The 20,715-nt window shown below is 65.3% G+C and carries 17 protein-coding genes; 11 read left to right on the top strand and 6 right to left on the bottom strand.

Annotated features, from left to right (window positions below; all coding sequences use genetic code 11):
- Nucleotides 1–127 precede the first annotated feature (127 nt).
- From PMM47T1_RS15440 to PMM47T1_RS15430, 3 genes are read left to right on the top strand one after another with little or no spacing between them, the layout of a single operon-like run.
- Nucleotides 128–1,753 (top strand): FAD-dependent monooxygenase, encoded by a 1,626-nt coding sequence (locus PMM47T1_RS15440; protein WP_008370422.1) that lies wholly within the window; start codon nt 128–130, stop codon nt 1,751–1,753.
- Nucleotides 1,754–1,781: 28 nt separating this feature from the next.
- Complete coding sequence (locus PMM47T1_RS15435) at nt 1,782–2,774, top strand: VOC family protein (protein ID WP_008370421.1); 993 nt, start codon at nt 1,782–1,784, stop codon at nt 2,772–2,774.
- A 39-nt stretch (nt 2,775–2,813) separates the two neighbouring features.
- Nucleotides 2,814–4,832, top strand: a complete 2,019-nt coding sequence (locus PMM47T1_RS15430; protein WP_008370420.1) for an oxidoreductase — start codon at nt 2,814–2,816, stop codon at nt 4,830–4,832.
- Between the two features lie 46 nt (nt 4,833–4,878).
- On the opposite strand, the gene PMM47T1_RS15425 is transcribed toward PMM47T1_RS15430, so the two are convergent.
- From PMM47T1_RS15425 to PMM47T1_RS15410, 4 genes are read right to left on the bottom strand one after another with little or no spacing between them, the layout of a single operon-like run.
- Nucleotides 4,879–6,096, bottom strand: coding sequence for an acyl-CoA dehydrogenase family protein (locus PMM47T1_RS15425; RefSeq protein WP_008370419.1), 1,218 nt, complete (start codon nt 6,094–6,096; stop codon nt 4,879–4,881).
- Nucleotides 6,097–6,098: 2 nt separating this feature from the next.
- On the bottom strand, nt 6,099–7,283 hold the full coding sequence (locus tag PMM47T1_RS15420; protein WP_008370418.1) for an acyl-CoA dehydrogenase family protein: 1,185 nt from the start codon (nt 7,281–7,283) through the stop codon (nt 6,099–6,101).
- A gap of 57 nt (nt 7,284–7,340) precedes the next feature.
- The gene (locus tag PMM47T1_RS15415; RefSeq protein WP_008370417.1) at nt 7,341–8,540 is read right to left on the bottom strand and encodes an acyl-CoA dehydrogenase family protein; all 1,200 of its coding nucleotides are present in this window, start codon (nt 8,538–8,540) and stop codon (nt 7,341–7,343) included.
- A gap of 10 nt (nt 8,541–8,550) precedes the next feature.
- Entirely contained in the window at nt 8,551–9,657 is a 1,107-nt protein-coding gene (locus PMM47T1_RS15410) for an acyl-CoA dehydrogenase family protein (RefSeq protein WP_008370416.1), read from the bottom strand.
- A 252-nt stretch (nt 9,658–9,909) separates the two neighbouring features.
- On the opposite strand from PMM47T1_RS15410, the gene PMM47T1_RS15405 reads away from it, so the two are divergent.
- The 3 genes from PMM47T1_RS15405 to PMM47T1_RS15395 all read left to right on the top strand — a co-directional run bounded on the left by PMM47T1_RS15405 (nt 9,910) and on the right by PMM47T1_RS15395 (nt 13,054).
- Nucleotides 9,910–10,710, top strand: a complete 801-nt coding sequence (locus PMM47T1_RS15405) for an enoyl-CoA hydratase (protein ID WP_008370413.1) — start codon at nt 9,910–9,912, stop codon at nt 10,708–10,710.
- Between the two features lie 63 nt (nt 10,711–10,773).
- On the top strand, nt 10,774–11,610 hold the full coding sequence (locus PMM47T1_RS15400) for a MaoC family dehydratase N-terminal domain-containing protein (RefSeq protein WP_008370412.1): 837 nt from the start codon (nt 10,774–10,776) through the stop codon (nt 11,608–11,610).
- Nucleotides 11,603–13,054: a DHA2 family efflux MFS transporter permease subunit gene (locus tag PMM47T1_RS15395; protein ID WP_008370410.1), complete on the top strand. Its 1,452-nt coding sequence runs from the start codon at nt 11,603–11,605 to the stop codon at nt 13,052–13,054. The genes PMM47T1_RS15400 and PMM47T1_RS15395 overlap by 8 nt, the downstream gene beginning before the upstream one ends.
- 39 nt (nt 13,055–13,093) lie before the next feature.
- On the opposite strand, the gene PMM47T1_RS15390 is transcribed toward PMM47T1_RS15395, so the two are convergent.
- Nucleotides 13,094–14,005, bottom strand: coding sequence for a 3-keto-5-aminohexanoate cleavage protein (locus tag PMM47T1_RS15390; RefSeq protein WP_008370408.1), 912 nt, complete (start codon nt 14,003–14,005; stop codon nt 13,094–13,096).
- Between the two features lie 315 nt (nt 14,006–14,320).
- On the opposite strand from PMM47T1_RS15390, the gene PMM47T1_RS15385 reads away from it, so the two are divergent.
- Nucleotides 14,321–14,866: a TetR/AcrR family transcriptional regulator gene (locus tag PMM47T1_RS15385; protein ID WP_008370406.1), complete on the top strand. Its 546-nt coding sequence runs from the start codon at nt 14,321–14,323 to the stop codon at nt 14,864–14,866.
- A gap of 72 nt (nt 14,867–14,938) precedes the next feature.
- Here the strand turns inward: PMM47T1_RS15385 and PMM47T1_RS15380 are convergent, their stop codons facing one another.
- Nucleotides 14,939–15,349 carry a Zn-ribbon domain-containing OB-fold protein gene (locus PMM47T1_RS15380; RefSeq protein ID WP_008370404.1) on the bottom strand — a complete coding sequence of 137 codons (411 nt, stop codon included), beginning with the start codon at nt 15,347–15,349 and terminating at the stop codon, nt 14,939–14,941.
- 264 nt (nt 15,350–15,613) lie between these two features.
- Here PMM47T1_RS15380 and PMM47T1_RS15375 point away from each other — a divergent pair, with 264 nt between their 5' ends.
- The 4 genes from PMM47T1_RS15375 to PMM47T1_RS15360 all read left to right on the top strand — a co-directional run bounded on the left by PMM47T1_RS15375 (nt 15,614) and on the right by PMM47T1_RS15360 (nt 20,689).
- Nucleotides 15,614–16,309 carry an SDR family NAD(P)-dependent oxidoreductase gene (locus tag PMM47T1_RS15375; RefSeq protein ID WP_008370402.1) on the top strand — a complete coding sequence of 232 codons (696 nt, stop codon included), beginning with the start codon at nt 15,614–15,616 and terminating at the stop codon, nt 16,307–16,309.
- 139 nt (nt 16,310–16,448) lie between these two features.
- The gene (locus PMM47T1_RS15370; protein ID WP_008370401.1) at nt 16,449–18,140 is read left to right on the top strand and encodes a DUF1302 domain-containing protein; all 1,692 of its coding nucleotides are present in this window, start codon (nt 16,449–16,451) and stop codon (nt 18,138–18,140) included.
- Between the two features lie 16 nt (nt 18,141–18,156).
- Nucleotides 18,157–19,530: a DUF1329 domain-containing protein gene (locus PMM47T1_RS15365; protein ID WP_008370399.1), complete on the top strand. Its 1,374-nt coding sequence runs from the start codon at nt 18,157–18,159 to the stop codon at nt 19,528–19,530.
- 79 nt (nt 19,531–19,609) lie between these two features.
- Complete coding sequence (locus tag PMM47T1_RS15360) at nt 19,610–20,689, top strand: WD40/YVTN/BNR-like repeat-containing protein (RefSeq protein WP_177323384.1); 1,080 nt, start codon at nt 19,610–19,612, stop codon at nt 20,687–20,689.
- Nucleotides 20,690–20,715 lie beyond the last annotated feature (26 nt).

Below are 20,715 nucleotides of genomic sequence, written 5' to 3'. Positions count from 1 at the left end.
ACGGCGACGTGGTCGAGGTCCAGATTTCCGGCATCGGCACCTTGGTCAACCCTGTGCGCGACGAGCGCTGAATCCAAGTGATGCACTTGTTTTGCAATCAGGCCAAGGCACACAGAAGGGTAGCCCCATGAACATCCCTGTATTGATCGCCGGCGGCGGCCCTGTCGGCATGACCACGGCGCTGGAGCTGGCGCGGCGCGGCGTGCGCTGCATGGTGGTCGAGCGCAACGACACCACTACCCGCCATCCGAAAATGGACATCACCAACGCGCGCAGCATGGAGCTGTTCCGGCGCATCGGCATTGTCCCGCAACTTCGCGCCGCGGCCGTGGCGCCTGATCACCCGTTCGATGTGTCGTGGATCACCTCGTTCGCCGGCCACGAGCTGCAGCGCTTTCGCTACGCCACGGTGGACCAGGCCTATGCGCGCATCCAGGCGCACAACGACGGCAGTCAGCCGCTCGAAGCACCGATGCGGGTTTCGCAGGTCGAGATCGAGCCGGTGCTCAAGCGCGCGATCGACGAAGCGCCGCTGATCGATGTGCGCTTCGGCGTGCAAATGGTCGACCTGGTGCAGGATGCGCAAGGCGTGACGGTGACCTTGCGCCACCGCGCCGATGATCGCGTCGAAACCGTGCGCTGTGCGTTTCTGGTCGGTTGTGACGGCGGTGGCAGCCAGGTCCGGCGGTGCCTGGAGATCGGCCTCACGGGCCAGGAAAACGTCATGCAGCGCTTCATGACCCACTTCAAGTCAGATGCCCGCGAGGTACTGCAACGCTGGGGTTTCGCCTGGCACTACCAGTCGGTCCACGGCACCCTGATCGCCCAGAACGACAAGGACACCTGGACCCTGCACACGCGCTTCCCGGACAGTGCCCTGGGCAGCCCCGATCCCTCGGCGCTGATCCGGCGCTTTACCGGCGTCGACATCCCCCATCAGGTGCTGGTGGCCAATGCCTGGGTGCCGCATCTGGTGGTGGCCGACCAGTACCGCAAGGGCCGGGTGCTGATCGCCGGCGATGCCGCGCATCAGTACATCCCTACCGGCGGCTATGGCATGAACACCGGTATCGGCGACGCGTGTGACGTGGCCTGGAAACTCGCCGCCATTGTCCGCGGCTTTGGTGCCGAGGGCCTGCTGCACGCCTACGAGGCCGAACGTCGCCCGGTAGGCCTGCGCAACTGCGAAGGCTCCGGGCGCCACAATCAGGTGCGCGTGCAGATCGGCAAGCTCTATGACGACCGGCTCGAAGCACCCGGTGCCGAAGGCGAAAGCGCGCGGGCCCAGGTGGGCGAGCAGATCCGCCAGATCGGCAATGCCGAGAACGAGAGCTTCGGTATCGAGCTGGGCTACATCTACGCTGACTCGCCGATCGTGGTGCCTGAGGCGGGCGCGGTCGTGCCGCTCGATACCCTCGCCTACGTACCGACCACCGTCCCCGGCGCACGGCTGCCCAGCGTTTATCTGGCCAATGGCGCCGCCTTGTACGACTGCCTGAGCGACTGGTTCACCTTGCTGGTGTTCAGCGATGCCGAGGGCACCGCCGAGCACTTCGAGCAAGCGGCCCGCAGCCGCGACCTGCCGTTCACGGTGCTGCGTATCGACCAGCCAGAGTTGCTGAAGATCTATGACGCGCCGTTGATTCTGGTGCGCCCCGATCAGCACGTGGTGTGGCGCGGTCGGTCGATCAAGGATCTGGCAGCGGCGCATCGGGTCTTCGCCCGGGCGCTCGGCTGGCCCACCCACGTTTGAGCGGGCAGATGTCTGCAGCGAGGCAATCATGTTGATCAACGCCCTTGGGCAAATCGAGATCCGCACGGCCAAGCTTGAGGAGTGGGCCGAATACGGCCCGCGCTTCCTCGGCCTGCAGCTGGCGGAAAAGACCCGCGACGGCCTGCTGTTTCGCATGGACGATCGCGAGCAGCGGATACTGGTCAGCCGCGACGACGGCGCCGGGGAAAGCGCGGTGTTCTGCTGGGAGGTGGACGACGAGGCAACCCTGGATGCCCTCGGCGCGCGCCTTGAGGCCATCGACGTCGCCGTGCGGCCGCTGGGGCGCAACGAGTGCGATTACCGCCACGTACGCCAGGCCATCGCCTTCACCGACCCCGCCGGCAACGCCCTGATGGCGTACCACGGTGCCCGCATCGCGGCCGAGCCGTTCGCGCCCGGGCGCCCTTTGACCGGCTTTCGTACTGGTGTCGGCGGCATGGGCCACGCGGTGGTGCACGTCAAGCGCATCGACGACCTGATGTGGTTTTACACCGACGTGCTGGGCTTTCGCCTGACCGACTATGTGCCGCATCCATATCGCGTGTACTTCTTTCATGTCAGCGAGCGGCACCACAGCCTGGCCATGGTGGAGTCGGGCAAGACCGGCATCCATCACGTCATGCTGGAGTTGCAGCACCTGGACGACGTCGGCCAGGCCTATGACCTGGCCCAGGCCGACGAAGGCCGTGTGGGCGTGACGCTGGGCCGCCATACCAACGACTTCATGACCTCGTTTTATCTCTATACGCCGTCCGGCTTCATGATCGAGTACGGCTGGGGCGGGCGCAGCATCGACCCGGCCACCTGGCAGCCGGTCGAGGTGCAGCACGGCTCCAGCTTCTGGGGCCATGACCGCACCTGGATGGCCGCCGACGACCTCGCCGAAATGCGTCGCATCAGGGCTGGCGCCGCGGCGGCCGGGCTGTATGCGCCGGTGCAGGTGATGGAAGGTAATTTCGAGATCGGTATCGGCGCCTGCAGCGTGATCGATCGCCGCTGATGGGGCTCGCTTCGAGCACCCTTTGAGGACACCCACAAGATGCGCCATCCTTCATTTCCAAACCTGTTCAGCCCCTTGCGGCTGGGCAATCTGACCCTGCCCAACCGTATCGTGATGGCGCCCATGTCGACCCAGCTGGGCGACGAGGAGGGCCACGTCACGCCGCGCCAGATCGCCTTCTACAAGGCCCGCGCCGAGGGTGGCGTGGGCATGATCATCGTTGAGTTCTGCTGCGTGCATCGCCCTACCGGGCGCTCCGAGCACCGTCAGTTGAGCCTGGACACGCCGGCCCATCTGGACGGTCATCGGCGCCTGGTGGAGGTCATCAACCAGGCCGGCGCCGTGGCGTGCCTGCAGTTGCAGCACGGTGGCTCCGGGGTGCCGCGCGCGCTGGTCGAGGGCGGGGTCGCCATTGGCCCCAGCGATGTAGTATCGCGTCGCGATCCGAGCAAGCTCACGGCCCGGGCCATGACCGACGCTCAGATCGAGCACTTGATCGAATGCTTTGGCCGCACCGCAGAGCTGGGCGTGCAGGCCGGTTATCAGGCGTTCGAGTTGCACGGCGCCCATGGCTATCTGCTGACGCAGTTCCTGTCGCCCCTGACCAACCATCGCCAGGATGCCTGGGGCGGTGATGAGGCAGGGCGCCTGCGCTTGTCCCAGCGGGTCATCGCCCGGGTCAAGCAAGCCATTGGTGAGCGGCCGTTGAGTTATCGGCTGTCGGCCGACGAGTTCTCCCCAGCCGGGTTGGGCATCGCCGATATGGAGCGCATCACCCCGCAACTGGTGGCGGCGGGGCTGGACCTTGTGCATGTGTCCATGGGCACCGGCTATACCGGCATGGCCAAGGTGATCGAACCGATGTCCGCGCCCGAAGGCTGGCGCTTGCCCTATGCGCGGCGCATTCGTGCGGCGGTGGACGTGCCGGTGATATCGGTGGGGCAGATCCGCTGGCCAGCGACCGCCGAGGCCGCCATCGCCAACGGTGACACCGACCTGATCGCCCTCGGGCGCCCCTTGCTGGCCGATCCGCATTGGGCCAGCAAGGCGCTGCGCGGCGAGGTCGAGAGTATTCGCCCCTGTACCTCGTGCAACTATTGTGTGACCAGCCATGCCGGTGCCCATGGGGTGATCGGCTGCGCCGAAAATCCGCGTACCGGGCAGGAGCTCGACCCGGCGCTGGACGCCGGCAGCCAGCGCGGGGCGCGAGCGGTGGTGGTCGGTGGCGGGCCGGGGGGCATGGCCACGGCCTTGATGCTCGACCAGGCGGGCTACCGCACCGAGCTGTTCGAGGCGCGCGATACCTTGGGTGGCGGTCTGATCGCCTCGGCGGCGCCGCCCTTCAAGGAGAAGCTGCAGTGGTATCAGCACTATCTGGAACGCCAGCTGGCCGCCAGTGGTGTCGAGGTCCGCCTGCATCAGCGCGCCGATCTCGCCACCTTGCTGGCGCCACGCCCGGCGATCGTCATCCTCGCCATGGGCGGCCGGGCGTTGAGCCTGGACATCCCGGGCACCGACGGTCAACGGGTGTTCGATGCCTATGAATTGCTCATGGGCGCGGTCGATTGGCAGCCGTCGCCCCTGGGGCTACCGGTGCTGATCTATGGCGGTGGCGAGACCGGTTGCGAATCCGCCGAATACCTTGCCGAGCGTGGCTTCAATGTGGTGCTGGTGTCGCGTTCGCCGGCCAGCCAACTGGCCCGCGCGGCGGAGGCGATCTATCGCGGTGTGCTGCTGACGCGTCTGTCGAGCAACCCGCAGGTGCGGATCGTCGACGGCACGCAGATTCTCTCCATCAGCGGCGCCGATACTGCCTCGGTTAGCCTGAGCGGTGAGGACGGCAGTCCCTGGACGCTGCTGTGCGACCGGGTGCTGATCGCTCAGGGGCGCCGCCCTGACACTGAGCTGGCCGAGGCGCTGCGCGCTGCGGGCGTGCCGTTCGTGGCCATTGGCGATGCCCATCGCGGCGGGCGCATCGGGGATGCCGTGCACGGCGGTTATGCGGCGGTCAAAGCCTTGCGCTCACAGACGGTGGTGGTGCACGAACTGGCCTGCTGAATAGCGGCGCTGCCACCCGTTGCGGGTGTCAGCGCGGCCACCGCCCTCAGGTGTGTGCCAACTCTGCCGGCACCGGTACGTCGATGCTGGCCGGCACGGGCTGATCGAGCGCCACTGGCGCGCCAGGCACTTCACATTCGTGTTCGGCCAGGCGCTGCAGGTGAAAGTGCGAGTTGCCCATGGCTTGGTCGATCAGGGTCATGCGCTTGAAGTGATGACCGATCACGTACTCTTCCGTCACCCCGATGCCGCCGTGCAGCTGGATCGCCTGGCCGCAGACGAACTTGCCGCTCTGGCCGATATGCGCCTTGGTCGATGACAGCGCCAACTGGCGCGCAGGTTCGGCGGCACCGAAGTGCGAGAGGGCGCGAAAGACCATGGCGCGCGACAGCTCCAGCTCGGCGAGCATCTCGCTCATGCGATGTTGCAACGCCTGAAAACTGCTCAGTGGCGCGCCGAACTGCTTGCGCACCTTGAGGTAGTCGCGGGTGATCCACAGCGCCTGTTCCATGACCCCGATGGCCTCTGCGCACAACGCCACCGTGCCGTGGGCGTGGGCGCTCTGCAGGGGTGAAAAACCCTGATGCAAGGTACCGAGCAGGTCCTGTTCGCTGACCTGGACCGCATCGAGTTGCACGTGCGCGGCCCAGCGGTTGTCGATCAGCCGCACGTTGTGGCGGGTCAGGCCGAGTGCGTCAGGTTTGACCAGGAACAGGCTGATGCCTTCACGATCACGGCATTGCCCGGCGGTACGCGCCGAGACGATCAGCAGGTCGGCGATATTGCCGCCCACCACCAGTGTCTTGCTGCCCGAGAGCGTCCAGCCGCCGCTGGCGTTGCGCACGGCGGTGGTGGCCACGTGTTCGATGATGCCGCCTGCGTCTTCTTCACCGTGGGCCAGCACCGGCCGCGCTTCTCCGGCCACCAGCAGCGGCAGAATGGCCTGGGCCTTGGTCTCATCGCCGGCGGCCACCAGGGTCTGTGCGGCCAACACACTGACCGCCCACACAGGCTCCACCAGCAGTACCCGGCCGAACTCCTCCATCAGCACCGCCATGCTGGTCGGGCCCTCGCCCAGGCCGCCATATTCTTCCGGGATGGACAGCCCCAGCCAGCCGAGTTCGGCGAAGGTTCGCCAGTGGGCCGGGCTGAAGCTGCCTTGTTCGATGATCGGTCGGCGCGCTTCGAAATGGCAGTGCTTCTCCAACATCCGGCGGGCGCTGTCTTGCAGCATTTGTTGTTCTTCGCTGAGGTTGAAGTCCATGGTCAGAGTTCCAGAAATGAGCGGGCGATGATGGTGCGTTGGACCTCGTTGGCGCCGCCGTAGATGGTGGTGGCGCGCCGGTACATGAAGTCGGCGACGACCCCGGGCGCATGGGCGGGGCCGGGCGGCCAGGGCACGGCGGATTCGTGCGGGTCGGCGTAAACGTAGGCGCCATAGTCGCCAAGGGCCTCGACCTGCATCTCGCCGATTTTCTGCAGCAGCTCGGAGCCGCGCAGCTTGAGCAGCGAGCCGACCGGCAGGCGTGAGCCTTGATCCTTTTCGGTGAGCGCGCGCAGGGTCATCATTTCCAACGCCTGGAAATGCACCTCCAGTTGCGCCAGGCGGCTGGCGACGCCGGGGTCGTCAAGGCGGCGGGAGCCGTCGGCGCGGGGCAGGGCGAGCATCCGCCGCAGTTTCATCAGGTTGCTTTTGTTGAGCGGCACTTCGGCGCTCGAGGCGCGCTCGTTGTCGAGCAGAAACTTGGCGTAGTTCCAGCCTTGGCCTTCTTCGCCGATGAGGTTGTCGAGCGGTACGCGCACGTCTTCAAAGAGGGTTTCGTTGAGGCTGTAGCCTTCGCCGATGTCGATGATCGGGCGAATGCTGACCCCCGGCGCATGGGCGTCGACGACGATCATCGAGAAGCTGCGCTTGGCGGTGAGGTCAGTGCGTGCCAGCACGCAGATCACCTCGGTGTTGTGGGCGTAGGAGGTCCAGATCTTGCGGCCGTTGATGACGTATTCATTGCCGTCGCGCACCGCCCGTGTGGCCAGCGAGCCGAGGTCGGAGCCCGCATTGGGCTCGGAGAAGCCCTGGGCCCAGAAAAGCTCGCCGGTCAGAATCGGCAGGCCGAAGCGCGCCTTGCATTGCTCGTTGCCAAAGGTCATCACCACGGGGCCGAACATGCGCAGCCCGGCGACATCGACCGGGGGGGCACCGGCCAGCGCGCATTCCTCCTCGAAGATGAACTGCTGCAATTGCGACCAGCCGGTGCCGCCCCAGGCCTTGGGCCAGTTGGCTCCGGCCCAGCCCTGGGCATGCAGCAGGCGCGTCCAGTGGCGCATGTCTTCGCGCAGAAAGTGGTAGCCCAGGCGGTTGCGCTCGGCCATGTCGGGGGGCAGTTGCTCGCGCAGGAACTGGCGCACTTGCTGGCGAAACAGATCATCAGCAGGGTCGGGTCTCAAATCCATCACTTGGTCCTTTTTACAAACGGCTCGGCGGCGCTAACCGCGGGTACGCGCCGGGCATCAGCGCAGTGCGGTGTTGAAGGGCTGGCCCTTGTCGGGACGGTGATCCTGGGGCAGGCCCAGCACGCGTTCGGCGAGGGTGTTGAGCAGGATTTCATCGGTGCCCCCGGCGATGCGCACACTGGGGTCGAGCCAGGCATGGGTGAAGTCGCGGCTCGACAGGCTGTCAGCGGGCAAACGCAGCGCCTCAAGGCCCAGCAAGTCCATCGCCAGTGCCCCGAGTTGCTGGCGCGTGCGGCCGATCAGCAACTTGCGGATGGCGCCTTCGGGGCCCGGTTCGCGCCCCGCTGCAATGGCTGCCATGGCCCGGCTGTGGATGCTGCGCAGGCCCTGGCGTTCGACGAAGGCCTTGGCGATAGCCTGGCGTACTTCGCCATCAAGCAGCGCCGGGCGGCCGTTGAGGCGTGCGCCGCGGGCGAGTTCGACGAAGGCTTCAAGGGGCGGCGAGTCGGCGGTTTCGTCGGTGACGCCGTAGCGTTCGATCATCAAGGTCTCGACCGCCACCTTGAAGCCGCCGTTGACCTCGCCCAGGCGCTGGTCGTCAGGGATCAAGACGTTATCGAACCACACCTCGTTGAGGTCCGGGTGGCCGACCAGCCGACGCACAGGGCGCACGGTGATGCCAGGGCTGTGCATGTCGAGAAAGAAGTACGTCAGGCCGGCATGCTTGGGCAGCGATGGATCGGAGCGGGCGATCACCACGCCCCAGTCCGCCAGCTGCGCCCAACTGGTCCAGAGCTTCTGGCCATTGAGGCGCCAACCGTTGTCGACCCGTTCGGCGCGCAAACGCAACGCCGCGAGGTCGGAGCCGGCAGCGGGCTCGGAAAACAACTGGCACCAGATGTGCTCGCCGCGGATGGCCGGGGGCGCCAGGCGCTCCTTGAAGGCTTCGCTGGCATAGCGCAGGAAGATCGGCAGCGGGTTGCTGAGGCTGATGGAGTAGTAGACGGTGGGGAGGTCGTACTTGAGCTCTTCTTCACTGAAAATGATCTTGTCCAGCTCGCTGCCACCGCCGCCGCCGTAGTGCTCGGGCAGGTTGATGGCGGCGTAGCCGTGACGGGCCTTGAGGGCCTGCCAGGCGCGGCCCAGGGCGACGTCTTCGGCCAGCGACAGGCCGCGGCGGGCGGCGCCGCTGAAATCGACCGCGTGGGCGGCCAGCCATTGGCGCGCGGTGGCGCGGTAGTGCGTGTCATGTGTCATGGGGGAGGCCCTATGGGTGGTCCGCAAGGTCAAAGCCCAGCTGAGCGAGCAACGCGTCGCGCCAGGTTTGTTGGCTGCCCAGCTCCAGCGCCAGGCTGCGCGAGCGACGGTAGTAGTGGTGGGGCCAGGCTTCCCAGGTCACGCCCAGGCCGCCATGAATCTGGATGTTTTCCCGCGCTGCGGCTTCGTAGGCGTCGATGGCCGCCAGGCGTGCGCCGATCGTCAGCGCCGCTGCCTGCGGGTCGTCCTGCTCAAGGGCATTGAGCGCATCGAGGGCGCAGCCCCGGGCGATTTCCACACGCGCATAGACGTCCGCGACCTTGTGCTTGATGGCCTGGAAGCGCCCGATCGGCTGACCGAAGGCCACTCGCTCCAGGGCGTAGTCGCGGGCCATGAGCATGCAGGCACTGGCGCCGCCGATCTGTTCGAACGCGGTGGCCAGTGCGGCCAGGTGCAACCAGTGGCGGGCAGGCTGCTGGCTGTGTCTCAAGGGGTGGGCGTGGGCGCCGTCGAACTGCAGGCCCGCGTAAGCCCGAGCGTTGTCGAAGGTCGGCGCGACGTCGCGCTGCACGCCCGGCTGATCGAGCCCGACCCACAGCAGAATGTCGTCAGTCCCGGATTTGGCGCAGACCAACGCGTAGTCCGCCACGGCGGCGAAGGCGAGCAGGCCGGTACTGCCATAAAGTGCGCCCGCTTGCCAGCGCAACGCGGCGGGGGCGTCTGCGTCGTCATGCTGCGGGCGCCCCAGGCCCAGGCACGCGATGGCTGCTCCGCTGCTCAGTACCGCCACCGGCTCATCGATCAGCAGCGGCTCGCCGCTGTCCAGCAGCGCCGCGGCCGCCACCGCATTACCCACCAACGGCAGGGACGCGGTGTGGCTGCCCAGCGCTTCCATCAGCACGCATAACCCACGCCAGCCCAGGCCGATACCGCCCGCGGCTTCCGGCACGGCGATGGCCGGCCACACTTGCTCCACGGCGGCGCCCCACAGGGCGGTATCGAACTGCCCGGGTGCTTCTAGCAGCTGCTTGAGGTGTTCGGGCGTGGCGCTGTGCTTGAACAGCCGGAGCGCCTGGTCGCGAATCAGTTCCAGGGTCCCATCGACATCGTCGGTCACGGTGTTTTCCTTTCGGGTCTGCGGAAAAATCCCGTCGAGAACAGTAATAAACTGACGGTGTGTAAGTTATACATTCACCTTTTGAGGCTGGCAAGCAGGGGCAAGCAAAACGTTTTTAGGGGTGTTAGTGACATGTGGCGCACCGAGCTTGTGTTATCAGGATAAAAAAACTAACTACTTGACAGTTTGTTTGAGCTGGCTGATCTTGTTGGCCAGTGATGTTTTGGATGACAAGAGTCCCAGGAGGACCCCATGACGTACTCGCATATCAGCTATGAAGTGCTCGGCCCCGTGGTTCGGGTCTGTCACAACCGCCCCGACGCTGCCAACGCCGAATCCGAGGCGTTGCTCGACGAGCTGGACGACGCCCTGGAGCGGGCTAAAAACGACCCCGAGATCCGTGTGTTGATTCTCGGCGGCAAGGGCAAGCATTTTTCCTCGGGGCATGATCTGGTTGACGGCATCGCCACTCGAGCGCACTTCACGCCCGAGCAGATCTACATGTGGGAGCAGGAGCACTATCTGGGCAATGCCATGCGCATTCGCGACTTCCCCAAGCCGACCATCGCCCAGGTACAGGGCGCCTGCATTGCCGGCGGGCTGATGGTGGCCAACATGTGCGATCTGATGGTCGCCAGCGAAGACGCTTTTTTCAGCGATCCGGTGGTTCACAGCCTGGGCGCCGCCGCCGTGGAGGTGCTGGTGCATCCCTGGGTGATGGGCATGCGCAAGGCCAAGGAATTCCTGTTTACCGGCGAGCGCATCGGCGCCGCCGAAGCCAAGGAGTGGGGCATGGTCAACCATGTGGTGCCCCGCGACTCGCTGGAGGAGTTCACCCTGCGCCTGGCCAACAAGATCGCCGAGGCGCCGCCGGTGGCGATGCATGTGCTCAAGCGCTCGCTCAACCGCACGGCCGATATCCAGGGCTTTCGCAATTCGGTGATGGCGCATTTCGACAGCCACGTGTTTACCCATGCCACGGTCGAGCACAAGGAGATGGTCGCGCGCGGCATGAAGGCGTCGATGGCGGCGGTCAAAAACAGCAGCAACTGACGCCAGCCGCTGTGCGCTGGCCGTCCTGCGGTTTACCCCTTCGTTCACTCAAGGACCGTTGTCATGGATGTCGAGTTACTCAAGGCGTGGCCCTTTGCGCCGATGCTCAAGCGCTATAGCGGCGCAGATGCCATCGCCTTTGCCAAAGGCTTCGGTGCCGGATTGCCCGGTCCGCTGTCTGCGCAGGATCAGCCGTTCATCCAGGTCCTCGGTTTGCAGGCGTTGCCGGCAATGGCGGTGGCCCTGGCGGACGGTGAATTCTGGCAGCGCGATCCACGGGCCGGCCTGCATTGGCAACAGATCGTGCATGCCGAAGAAGCCATCACCCTGTATGCACCCTTGCCGGTGGAAGGCCGCGTGGTGGTCACGCGCGCCATCGAGGCCCTTTATGATCGAGGGCCGCAGCGCGGCGCCTTGTTCGTCGAGCAGCAGACGCTCAGTGACGACCAGGGCCAGCGCCTGGCGACGGTGCAGGTCAAGACCATCGCCCTGGGCGACGGCGGCTTTGGCGGCGACCCCGAGCCGTTGCGCGAGCGGGTGAGCATTCCCGAGCGCGCACCGGACGCCGAAGTCGAGATGCTCACGCCGTTGGCGCAGGATGCGCTGTTTCGCCTGCCCGCAGAGTTTGCTGTGGCAGCCCAGGATTCGACGGCGACGGTGTTGCGGGGGTTGTGCGGGTTCGGCCTGGCCTGCCGCGGTGCGCTGTACCTGCTGTGCGGCAATCGGCCCGAGCGCTTGCGCCATTTGAGCGTGCGTTACACGGCAGCCCTGCATGCCGACGAGACGGTGCGGGCGCAGGTGTGGCACACCGGGCCGGGCACGGCGCTGATGCGGCTGTGGTCGGTGCAGCGCAACGTGGCGATTCTCAACCACTGCCAGGTGGTGTTCGACGATGGATGAAGCCGCTGACGCGGTGTCGGCGGGCGAGGAGCGGGCAGTGGACGATTCGCCACGTGGCGGGCGGGCACTGCTGACCTTCACGGTGCTGCTATCGGCTTTTTCTGCTGCCATGTCGGCGGTGATCATGAATATCGGCTTGCCGGCGATCATCGATGCCCTCGGTGCCCGGCAAGCCACGGCCCATTGGTTGATCACCGGGTTCACCGCCTCGGGCACGCTGTCGATGCTGCTGGCGCCCTGGAGCGCGCGGCGTTTTGGCGTGCGACGTACCTTCATGAGTACTTTGCTGGTGTTCATCCTCGGGTGCGCGGCCTGTGGGCTGAGTACCAGCCTGGCGGTGCTGATCGCCAGTCGCATCGTTCAGGGCATGGCCAGCGGCTTGATCACCACTCTGGGGGTGGTTGCGCTCTCTGCGGCATACCCCGAGCACCAACGTGGCCGAGCCATGGCGGTGTTCGGCATGGGCGTGGTACTGGCGCCCATGCTCGGCCCGGCAGTGGGCGGGCTGCTGATGCAGGTGTGGGGCTGGCGGGCGTTGATGTGGATGCCGTTGCCGTTCTGTGTGGTGGCGCTGTGGACGGCGCGCGTGGCCCTGCCTGCGCAGGTTGCACACACCGGCGCTGCACCCCCCTTTGATTGGGGCGGGTTCGTGTGCTTGACGGCCACGCTTTGCCTGTTATTGGGTGGCATGACGCAGTTGCAGCTCAATGGCTGGCCGCCGGCCTGGACGCTGGCTTGGGGCAGTGCGCTATTGGCGCTGGGGACCCGTCTCGTGCGCCAGGAGCTGAGCTGTCGGATGCCCCTTGTCGATCTGCGCCATTTTCGCGTGTTGCCCTTTGCGGCAGCGGGCTGCGTGTCATTCGTCTACGGCTTTGGGGTGTGGGGCTCGGCCTATGTGCTGCCAATGTTCCTGCAGGTCGTGGGCGGGCGCTCGCCACTCGACACCGGGCTGATGCTGTTGCCGGGCGGGCTGGTGATGCTGTTGATGATTCCCGTGGCGGGGCGCATGGCTGATGCCCGCGCCCCGCAGTGGGTGGTGGCCGGCGGCTTGCTGTGCTTTGCCATTTCGTTCACGGCGCTGGCGCTGGTCGCGGATGTCGGCAGAGCGGCTTCGACCCTGCTGATCGTCGCGCTGATCACCTTTGGTCGCGGCCTGGGGCTGGGCATGGTGATCCCCGCACTGGATGCCACCGCCAGCCGTACCCTGCCGCCAGCGGCGATGGCCGAAGGGTTGGCACTGATGAATTTCCTGCGCCAACTGGGCGGCGCCCTCAGCCCGGGTTTGCTGGCGCTGGTGCTGGAGGCTCGGGTGGCGGTGCGTGAGCAGCCCGGCGTCAATCATGAATGGGCGAGGGCGCTGGGCTATCAAGACACCTTGATGGTGCTGGGTGTGTTGTTCGTGATTGCCGCCGTCCCGGCCTGGAAAATGCGCCCTCACGGTTGAAGAGCCCACTGGTCTGCCGGGCCAGTGGGTTCGTCGCAGTCAGCTGGCGTTGTGCCGCCGCGCCAACGCGCCACCCTCGAGCGCCTGCAAGGCGGCATCACCGACCACCACCGGGCGGCCGACTTCAGCGGCCAGTGCCACGGCGGCTTCTACCATCTGCCGGTTGCCCAGGGGCGAGGTGCCGGCGGCGTCCTCGATCCCGACCCGCAGATGGCCGCCACGCTCAAGGGCGTAGCGGGCCAGCGGGCTGTCCAGCAATGCGTCACCCATCAGGCCCACCGACCAGGCTAAAGAGGTGCCATCGAGCATGTCCAGGTAGGCATCCAGCGCCGAGCGGGTCGGTGGCAAGCCGAAGTTCAGCGCCTTGCGGCCCAGATGAATCAAGCTATGGCGCCCGCCGAAGTACAGCTTCACCAGCGAGCCGCGGGGCAGGTTGCCCGCCGCTGCATGGGCGAGTACCCAGCGCAGGTTGTAGGGCTCGTAGATGCCGATCGCCAGCGGTTTGCCGTACTCGTGCGCCAGCGTGAGGATGTAGTTGGCATCGTCGAAGGTGGCCTGCACCTTGTTGTCGCCCAGCGGCAGGCCGGCGGCGTCCAGTTGCCCGGAATTGGCCCGCCCGGGGTCCACGGGCAACAGGTCGATGGCACCGGCTTGCAGCAGCGGCGCGAAATGCCCGACACGGCCCTGCACGCTGTCTTCCTTGAGAAAATCGGGATACAGCAGCGCGGCGCGATGGCGCTGTTTGATCGCCTGGCCCATGCCGCGCATTTCGTTGATGGAGCTGGGTGAGTCGAGACGAAAATCATGGTGGTGATGAATGATCGCCGCGCCGGCGGCATGGCAGTCGCTGGCCTCGCGGGCCATGGCGGCTTCGTCCCACACCGGTTCGCCAAAGCGGAACGGGCAGATGGCGGCTTCGATGAGCAGAGGGGGGAGGGGGGTGGCGGGCATCGGGATTCTCCTTGTTGTACGTATGCCGGGTGTGCTCGAGTATAACTGATAGATCGACAGTTATGGCGAGTCTTGATGTCAGAGGCGGGTGGTCAGTGGCCGCCCAAGGCTATATAATTTTGATTACTGCAAAACTGTCAGTTTCTGCCAACCCCACGGTTTACGTGGCCTTCGGCGTATCGATGCGAGAGATTCATGGACACAGCGGTCACCACCAACAAGCAAGGGCAGGCACTGGGCCCTAAAGGCCAGGCCACTCGTCTGAGGCTGATGCACGCGGCGGGAAAACTTCTCAAGACGATGTCTCCGGTCGAGATGACAGCCGTCTCCATCGCCAAGATCGCCAAGACGTCTTCGGGCACCTTCTACATGTACTTCGACGACATCAAGGACGTGCTCTACGCCCTCAGCGAGTCGGCCGGCCATGACATGGGCAGCGCGCTCGAGGTGCTGGACGAGGTCTGGGAGCTGGATCGCCTGGAGGTGCAGGCCGTGCGGCTGGTCGAGGTCTTCAATCAGGTGTGGGACAACCACCGGGAGATCCTGCGCTATCGCAACATGGAAGCCGACCGCGGTGATTCCAACTTCGAGAAGCTGCGCATGGATGTCTACGTGCCCTTCGTCGAGTTGCTGGCGCAGCGCATGATTGGCATGTGCCCCACCGACAACAAGATCACCCGTGGCGATGCCCGCGCCCTGGCGTCGGTATTGCACGGCGCCATGGAACGCATGGCGACCACCGACCCGGATGTGGTCAACAAGGGCGTCGGCACCCGCCGCCTGCTCGCGGCGCAGGCCCGGGTGGTGGTGCAAGTGATCGCCTCGAGCTGCAATCACCCCGAGCCCCTGTCCAGGGACTGAGCCGTCCGGCGCAGCCTTCACGCTGCGCCGGCCTCGCTCGAAGCTCAAAGCTCAAAGCTCGAAGCTCAAAGCTCAAAGCGCCAGCGTGAACACCGGCAGCCACACATCCTCGCGATGCTCGAAGGCCACGCGCACCCGCTGGCCGATCTGCACCTGCTCCACCGGTACGCCGACCACATTGGTGGTCAGACGCAGGCCCGGCTGCTCGTCGAGCTCGACGATGGCGATCGCATACGGCAACTCGATACCTGGCACCCAGGACTGATGGTTGATGGTCACCGCCTGCACGGTCGCCATGCCGCTGACGGCGGCAGGGGCCAGGTGCATCTGCTGGCACACAGGGCAGATCGGCGCCGGCGGATGGACCCAGTGTTCGCAATCGGCGCAGCGCAAGACCTGCAAGGTGCCGGTCTGGCCGCTGGTCCAGAAGAAGCGGTTGGCGTCGTCGAGTTGCGGCAAGGGGGTAAAGCTCAGGTGGCTCATGAACGGCTTCCTCGGATTGAAGCTTCTTGTGGGAATAAAACGCTGCGGCTATCCAATAACTGATTGGTTGTTGTTTATAGTCCAGCCCGCTGCCGCTGGCAAGCGATCTCCTCTGGCGCCGCCACCTTAGCCAGTTCAGGCGACTCTCTGGGTGAGCTCTTTACACAAAAAGAATGATCTACAGCTTGATAAATGACGATTAGTCAGTTAAAAATCTCCCCAGCGGATAAAAACAACGAACCGTAAAGGATGAGGAGAGAGTCGATGAATCGCCCATTGGTGGTCATTACTGGCGCAGCGGGAGGCCTGGGTCGGGTCGTCGCACAGACGTTCGCCGATCACGCCCGGCTGGTGCTGCTGGATATCAGCGAGGCGGCGCTGGTCAAGGCCTTTGGCCCGCAGCGCGAGGGCCTGCACCTGATCGCCGTGGACCTGACCAACGCCGGCGCAGTGCAGGACGCCCTGCAACCGGTGTTCGATCGCGAGGGGCCAGCCGCCGTGCTGTGCAACCTGGCAGGCGGCTTCGACATGGGCCCCGCCGTGCACGAGACGGCCGACCAGGCCTGGCGCCAGTTGCTCGACTTGAACGTCGCCACCTTGATCAACGCCTGCCGCAGTGTGGTACCTGGGATGCTCGCTGCTGGCACCGGCAAGGTCATCAATGTGGCTGCAGCGGGTGCGGTCAGTGGCGCCGCTCACAAGGGAGCCTACTGCGCATCCAAAAGCGCGGTGGCGCGCCTGACCGAGTCCATGGCGCTGGAGTTGCGCGGCCAGGGCATCAATGTCAACGCCATCGCCCCCAGCATCATCGATACCCCCGCCAACCGCGCCGCCATGCCCGATGCCGACCCCGGCGATTGGGTGTCGCCGCAAAACCTCGCCGACATCATCCAGTTTCTCGCATCGCCCCAGGCCAGTGCCGTCCATGGCGCCGTGATCCCGGTGGTGGGGTTGTCCTGATCGTTGGTGCGGCAGGGACGCCGCAAGCTGTCGCTGATAAATGTTTCTCATGGTATCCGCTGGTGGTCTCGCGCTATTGTCATGGCGCCTATGAGCCCGCACAGCCAACAACAATAAAAAATGCATGAGGCTTGCTGACATGAAACTAGAGTGCTCCCCCCTGCGAGGCGTCCAGCTGCGCGCCCGCTCGTTGTGTACCGCATCGACTATCGCCCTGGCCGCCAGTGCCGCACCCGCGTATGCGGTCAGCCTGGATGTCGGCAACACCGACTGGGATGTGCGTTGGGACAACACCTTGCGCTACAACGCCGGCTGGCGCGCCGAGGGCACCAACAAGGCCTTCGCCAACAGTTCGGCCTATGACGAAACCGAGCGCAAGTTCGGCAAGGGCGACATGGTCCTCAACCGCGTCGATGTCCTCAGTGAATTCGATGCCGTCTATCAAGGCCGCCATGGCGCACGCTTGAGCGTCGCCGGCTGGTACGACCAGGCCTACAACGACGACAAGGTCGAGCACAGCTCTGCTTATCCCAGCAGCTACAGTAATGATCGCTACTCGGGCTTTACCCGGCGTTTTACCGAGGGGCCGTCGGGGGAGATTCTCGACGCCTTCGTGTTCAGCGGCTTTGATGTGGGCGACACCAGCGTTGACGTGCGCCTGGGCAAGCACACCGTGTACTGGGGTGAGTCGCTGTTCAACGCGGCGCAGTCGATCGCCTACTCGCAGTCGCCCCTGGATGGCCTCAAGGCGGCCTCCAGCCCAGGCATCACCGCCAAGGAAACCTTCCTGCCGGTGCAGCAAATCTCGATGCAGGTCCAGCCCACACCCGACCTGACCCTGGCAGCGCAGTACTACCTGCAATGGGCACCTAACCGCTTGCCTCAAGGCGGCACCTATTTCGGTGCCACCGATTCGCTGTGGGAAGGCCCTGAGCGGCTATTTTTGGGCTACGGCGCGGGCGGCGTGCCGATCTTCGCCAACAAGGACGGCAACGACAAACCGACCCAGGGGCCGGGCAACAACTACGGCCTGTCGGCGCGCTGGAGCCCGGACTGGCTCAAGGGCACGGCGGGCATCTACTTCCGCCAGTTCGACGAAACCCAGCCTTGGGCGCCGGTGCTGGTGGTCAATGCCGATGGCACGCGCAACTATCACCTGGCCTATGCCCGCGACACGCGCTTGCTGGGCTTCAGCCTGAACAAGGAACTGGGCGGTTTCAGCGTGGGCTCCGAGTTGAGCTTTCGCAAGAACACCGCGCTGGTCAGCAGCACCTCGTTTGCCGCCGCCGGCGATACCACGGGCCACGAAGGCGCACGCGGCAACACCATGCACTTCCTGCTCAACGGCGTTTACCTCTTGCCCCAGACCCCACTGTGGGTGGGCGGTACCTTCCAGGCCGAGCTGGCCTACGCTCATTTGCTCTCGGTGACCGAAAACAAAGAGCTGTTCAAGGGTGAGGGCTACGCCGGCTGCCCGACCGGGCAGAACCGCAAGGAAGGCTGCGCCACCGACGACGTGGTCTCGGCGCAACTGGGCTTTCGTCCCGAGTGGTCGCAGGTCCTGCCCTGGGGCGGCAACCTCGCGGCGCCCATGTCCCTGGCCTATGGCATCTACGGTAACGGCGCGACGCTGGCCAGCGGCAACGAGGGCTCGGTGGTCTGGTCGATGGGCCTTGAGGCCAACTTCCGCCAGAAGTACATCGTGACCCTCAAATACAACGATTCCCATGCCGCCTACAACACCAGTAACAACATCGTCACCACCACCAACGGTAACGCCGTGCAGAACAACCACGGCTGGGTTTCGCTGGCGCTGCAGACCACATTCTAATAAGCAGGAGAGCACCATGAATTTGTTGAAAAACTGTCTGCTGGCCGCATTGCTTCCCGTCGTGTGCCTGGATTTCGCCTTGGCGGCGCCGACTGCCGAAGAAGCCGCCCAGCTGGGTAAAAATCTGACCCCACTGGGGGCGATCAAAGCCGGCAACGCCGACGGCACCATCCCTGCCTGGGAAGGCGGCCTGTGCAAGCCGGTGGCCGGCTACAAGCCCAAGGACCCTGCCGGCGGCTGGCCGTACATCGACCCCTGGGCCGCAGAAAAACCGCGCCTGGTGATCAATGCCGCGAACATGGCGCAGTACGCCGACCAGCTGACCGAGGGCACCAAGGTCATGCTGCAGCGCTACCCGGACACCTACCGCCTGGACGTGTACCCGACCCACCGCTCGGCGTGCTTCCCGGACTACGTCTACAAGAACACCATCGAGCGCGTCATGAGCCCCAAGCTCAGCGGTACCGCGCCGGGGGTGGTGGGCGCCCACGCGCAGATTCCGTTCCCGGTACCCCACGACGGCTTTGAAGCCATGTGGAACTCCCTGCTGCGCTATGTGCCGCCCTACGAGACCTTCGACTTTACCCAGTACGTGATCGACAGCGCCGGCAATCGTAGCGTCTCCAACGGCAGCACCACCCAGGAAGAACGCCAGTACTGGGACAACAACCTGCCCGAGTCCACTGAAACCACCTACTGGAAAACCATCGCCACGCAAAGCGAGCCGCCGTCTCAGGCCGGCACCAAGAACATGCGCTGGCAGTACGTGCGCATGGACCTGCACGACCCGCAGAACTGGAGCTACGTGCCCGGCCAGCGCCGCGTCCGCCTGGCGCCGGAGTTCACCTACGACACCGTCTCGACCACTTCCGGCGTGCTGTTCTTCGACGAGATCAACGGCTTCGACGGCAAGATGGACAAGTACGACTTCAAGCTGCTCGGCCGCAAGGAAGTCTACGTCCCGTACAACAGCTACCGGCGCTTCCTCACGCCGCAGGACAAGGCCCATGGCGTGCACCACATCCTGCCCGAGGCCCAGCGCTGGGAGCTGCATCGCGTGTGGGTAGTCGAAGGCACGCTCAAACCGGGCGAGCGTCATGCGCAGTTGAAGAAGAAGTTCTACCTGGACGAAGACAGCTGGGCGATCCTCGCTTACGTCGGCTTCGATCACCAGGACAAGCCCAACCGTTACTACGAAGGCCCGACCTTCCCGGCGTACGACGTCTCGGCGCTGCGCACCAACGGCATCTACGACCTGTACGACCTGAGCACCGGCAAGTTCACCACCCAGGCAGTACCGGGTGGGCGCGGCATTGGCCATCTCGTCCACGAGCCGTGGTCGGCCAATACCTACAGCCCGACCGGCCTGGCGGGGCGCGGCGTGCGCTGATGGGCGGCCGGCGGTGCGAGCCGCCGGCCTGTGCGTGAAGGCTTCGACAATGGTCGCAGCCGGCCTGGAGAATAATAAAATGCGTCCAAGGTTAATGTTTGCAGGCATGTGCATGGCGGTGGCGCTGGTGGCCCACGCCGGCACTGCCGCGTTTGTCGATCCGTTGCAGGCCGCAGCGCCCATCGATGCGATGACGAGCGATTCGCTCACCAGCAGCGGCCAGCTGAGCGCGATCGCCAAGGCCGGCACGCGCCTGGTGGCGGTCGGTTTGCGCGGCTTGATCGTCCTCTCCGACGACCAGGGCAAGAACTGGCGGCAGGTACCCGTGCCGGTCAGCAGCGACCTGCTCGCCGTGCAGTTCGTCAGCCCGAGCAAGGGCTGGGTAGTGGGGCAGGACGGGGTGGTATTGCACAGTGACGATGGCGGCGAGCATTGGCTGCGCCAGTTCGAAGGCAATGCGGCGCACGCGGTGGCCGTTGCGCACTTTCAAGGGTTGATCAAGGCAGGGGAGCCCACCGCCGAACAGGCATTGAACGATGTGGAGCTCAACTATGCCAATGGCCCCGAACAGGCGTTGCTCGACCTGTGGTTCGAGGACGAACAGCACGGTTTTGTGGTGGGCTCGTTTGGCACCTTGTTCGCCACCGACGATGGCGGCGCCACCTGGCAATGCTGGATGGACCGAGTCGAGGCGCCGGAGTTGCTGCACCTCAATGCCATTCGCGGTATCGGCGCGACGGTGTACATCGCCTCCGAGCAGGGTTTTGTGTTCAAGCTCGATCGCCAGCAACAGCGCTTCATGGCGCACGAGACCGGTTACCCCGGCAGTTTCTTCAGCCTGGCCGGGTTCGGCAACACCGTGGTGGCGTTCGGGCTGCTGGGCAACGCCTGGCACTCCGTCGATGGCGGCGACAGCTGGAAAAAAGTCGAGACCGGCACCCAAGGATCATTCACCAGCACCCTGGCGCTGGACGATGGCCGCCTGCTGGCAGTGACCCGCACAGGGCAATTGCTGGTGAGCGCCGACCAGGGTCAGCATTTCAGCGCCGTAGCGATCCCGCGCCCAATGCTGTTGACCGGCCTCGCGGCCACCGGCGACACCGCCACGCTGGTCGGTCTGGGTGGCGTACAGGCCGCCAGCCTGACGGTTGCCAAGTAGTGAAACGCCTTACCATAAGAGAGTCC

Origin of the sequence: Pseudomonas sp. M47T1 (assembly GCF_000263855.1) — a bacterium.
Classification (GTDB): Bacteria; Pseudomonadota; Gammaproteobacteria; order Pseudomonadales; family Pseudomonadaceae; genus Aquipseudomonas.
This window is presented reverse-complemented; position numbering and strand designations above follow the sequence as displayed.

Bases quoted from the DNA above. Each gene is read 5' to 3' on its own strand.
- PMM47T1_RS15440 (WP_008370422.1), top strand. From the start codon at position 128: ATGAACATCCCTGTATTGATCGCCGGCGGCGGCCCTGTCGGCATGACC.
- PMM47T1_RS15435 (WP_008370421.1), top strand. From the start codon at position 1,782: ATGTTGATCAACGCCCTTGGGCAAATCGAGATCCGCACGGCCAAGCTT.
- PMM47T1_RS15430 (WP_008370420.1), top strand. From the start codon at position 2,814: ATGCGCCATCCTTCATTTCCAAACCTGTTCAGCCCCTTGCGGCTGGGC.
- PMM47T1_RS15425 (WP_008370419.1), bottom strand. From the start codon at position 6,096: ATGGACTTCAACCTCAGCGAAGAACAACAAATGCTGCAAGACAGCGCC.
- PMM47T1_RS15420 (WP_008370418.1), bottom strand. From the start codon at position 7,283: ATGGATTTGAGACCCGACCCTGCTGATGATCTGTTTCGCCAGCAAGTG.
- PMM47T1_RS15415 (WP_008370417.1), bottom strand. From the start codon at position 8,540: ATGACACATGACACGCACTACCGCGCCACCGCGCGCCAATGGCTGGCC.
- PMM47T1_RS15405 (WP_008370413.1), top strand. From the start codon at position 9,910: ATGACGTACTCGCATATCAGCTATGAAGTGCTCGGCCCCGTGGTTCGG.
- PMM47T1_RS15400 (WP_008370412.1), top strand. From the start codon at position 10,774: ATGGATGTCGAGTTACTCAAGGCGTGGCCCTTTGCGCCGATGCTCAAG.
- PMM47T1_RS15395 (WP_008370410.1), top strand. From the start codon at position 11,603: ATGGATGAAGCCGCTGACGCGGTGTCGGCGGGCGAGGAGCGGGCAGTG.
- PMM47T1_RS15390 (WP_008370408.1), bottom strand. From the start codon at position 14,005: ATGCCCGCCACCCCCCTCCCCCCTCTGCTCATCGAAGCCGCCATCTGC.
- PMM47T1_RS15385 (WP_008370406.1), top strand. From the start codon at position 14,321: ATGACAGCCGTCTCCATCGCCAAGATCGCCAAGACGTCTTCGGGCACC.
- PMM47T1_RS15380 (WP_008370404.1), bottom strand. From the start codon at position 15,349: ATGAGCCACCTGAGCTTTACCCCCTTGCCGCAACTCGACGACGCCAAC.
- PMM47T1_RS15375 (WP_008370402.1), top strand. From the start codon at position 15,614: ATGAATCGCCCATTGGTGGTCATTACTGGCGCAGCGGGAGGCCTGGGT.
- PMM47T1_RS15370 (WP_008370401.1), top strand. From the start codon at position 16,449: ATGAAACTAGAGTGCTCCCCCCTGCGAGGCGTCCAGCTGCGCGCCCGC.
- PMM47T1_RS15365 (WP_008370399.1), top strand. From the start codon at position 18,157: ATGAATTTGTTGAAAAACTGTCTGCTGGCCGCATTGCTTCCCGTCGTG.
- PMM47T1_RS15360 (WP_177323384.1), top strand. From the start codon at position 19,610: ATGCGTCCAAGGTTAATGTTTGCAGGCATGTGCATGGCGGTGGCGCTG.